Source organism: Helicobacter sp. UBA3407, assembly GCF_949747025.1.
GTDB classification, from domain to species: Bacteria; Campylobacterota; Campylobacteria; order Campylobacterales; family Helicobacteraceae; genus Helicobacter_D; species Helicobacter_D ganmani.
The window spans coordinates 1-2,011 of record NZ_CATKCB010000079.1; the positions used below are offsets into that span (position 1 = coordinate 1).

Here is a 2,011-nt window from a genome sequence, read left to right on the forward strand (position 1 = left end):
GATTTTGCATAATATTCCTTAAAAAATTATTTCTTTAAGAAAGAATCTTTTATTTTAGCTAAAAAGTGCTTAATTTGTAAGTAAATAAGAGATTTTAGAATAAGAAATATTTTGTAGGTTATCGTGAGAGTTTATCTAAAAGCAATCAAAAAAGAATCTTATCTTAAATTTTGTGATTTTAGCGCAAAGTTGAAGGTATGATATGAAGATAGATTGTTATGCAAGTTGAAGTTTATTTGCAAGGACAAAAAGCAAATTCCTACGCCCCTTGTATCCTTGCAAAATAGCGTTAAGTTAAGCATTTATGGCAGATTTAATTGCTTCTTCAATCAGTGATTTAGAATTTGGTTCAACGAGTCTTTCGCCTACTTCTGCACCATTTTTGTAAAAAATAAGCGTTGGGATTCTACGCACATTCAAAGAATCCTTAAGTGCCTCTTCTTCATCTGCCATAATAGCAAAAAACTTAACTTGTGCGCCATATTCTTGCATAAGCATTCCGATAATTGGCTCAATTTTACGACAATCTGGACACCAAGGAGCTCCAATTGCAACAAGGCAAACTCCCTCTTTGACAGCATTTTCAAAAGTAGCTTTTGTTAATTTTTCCAACATTTAAATTCCTTATTGTTAAAGTTTATGAAAAGAATTTTGAATCAATTTTGCTTAAAAAATACAAAATATTAATTGTGTCCGTGATTTTGTTACATTTCTCTTTATAATGTTGGTTGAAAAGCATTTTTAGAATCTTTTAGGCAATGTTGGTAAAAACCGCTTGAACATCATCGTCCTCTTCAATCCTATCTAGCAATTTCTCAATATCTATTAATTGCTCTTCGCTAAACTCCACAGGATTCGTTGCGATTCGCTCTAATGCCGCTTTTTTGACCTCAAGCTTGAGTTCCTCTAGTGCATTGGCAAGTGTGCCAAAACTTGTATAATCTCCATAAATATGGATAATTTCTTCTTCTATTTCCATAGAATCTAAACCTGCGTCAATTAATGTGAGTTCTAGTTCTTCTAAATCCCCAGCAGTTGATTTGTTGATTTCAAAATGTGCCTTGCGTGCGAACATAAATTCTAAAGAATTATTTGTTAGCATTTGTCCGCCAAGTTTATTGACATAGCTTTTGAGATTTGCCACAGTGCGTGTGGTATTGTCTGTTGCACATTCTACAAAGAATAATGCGCCGTGCGGAGCTTTGATTTCGTAATTGACTTCTGTGATTTGGATTCCGTCTTTTCCTAAAGCTCGCTTAATAGCTGCTTCAATATTGTCTTTTGGCATATTTTGCGCTTTTGCTGCTAGAATCGCAGTGCGGAGCTTGGAATTCATATCAGGGTCTCCGCTGCCACCCTCCTTAACAGCAATACTAATCGCCTTTCCTAATTTGGGAAAAAGTTTGGACATTTTGTCCCATCGTTTTTCTTTGCTCGCCCTGCGATATTCAAATGCTCGTCCCATAAAAACCTCAATATTTTTAGAATATTTTGAAAGTAAATTGTAGTATTTTTAAGTTTAAAGTTGCAAGATATTTAGCAAGAATATTGCAAATTTCTTGACATTAAAATAAAATTGCTATATAATTTTACCTCATTTTTTATGAGCTTTTATTCCGGATTAGCTCAGCGGTAGAGTAGGCGGCTGTTAACCGCTTGGTCGTAGGTTCGAATCCTACATCCGGAGCCACTTTAATGTTTTTTATCCTCAACATTTTTGCATTATTTGTGTGTATTGCGTTTTCAAAACCTTAAAAGATCTAGCAACAACTGCAAAAACAAATTTAAACGATTGTTTGTTGAATCAAATAATGTTCATTGGACCGATTCTTTCTTGCCACCCAAGATTTCATTTAAGTTTTCCATTTGCTGTTGCAGAATGGCTTTTGTTTCGTTAGATTCTAGCACTTTGCCAAGTTGGTTGATGCCTTGTTGTAAGATTTGTGTTTGATTATCTAAAAATTGTTGTGTTTGATTGCTATCTAAAAACTCTTGGATTTTTTCTTTATGC

2 protein-coding genes, 1 tRNA gene and 1 pseudogene are annotated in these 2,011 nt (G+C 34.0%); 1 reads left to right on the forward strand and 3 read right to left on the reverse strand.

What is annotated here, in order from left to right; translation table 11 throughout:
* Positions 1-294: 294 nt before the first annotated feature.
* Complete coding sequence (locus Q1553_RS01740; RefSeq protein ID WP_181881658.1) at positions 295-615, reverse strand: thioredoxin family protein; 321 nt, start codon at positions 613-615, stop codon at positions 295-297.
* 136 nt (positions 616-751) lie between these two features.
* Positions 752-1,465, reverse strand: a complete 714-nt coding sequence (locus tag Q1553_RS01745; protein WP_115551963.1) for a YebC/PmpR family DNA-binding transcriptional regulator — start codon at positions 1,463-1,465, stop codon at positions 752-754.
* Between the two features lie 150 nt (positions 1,466-1,615).
* On the opposite strand from Q1553_RS01745, the gene Q1553_RS01750 reads away from it, so the two are divergent.
* Positions 1,616-1,690 (forward strand) — tRNA-Asn (locus tag Q1553_RS01750).
* A 125-nt stretch (positions 1,691-1,815) separates the two neighbouring features.
* On the opposite strand, the pseudogene Q1553_RS01755 reads toward Q1553_RS01750, so the two are convergent.
* Positions 1,816-2,011 (reverse strand): annotated as a pseudogene (locus Q1553_RS01755) (hypothetical protein); the annotation flags it as partial.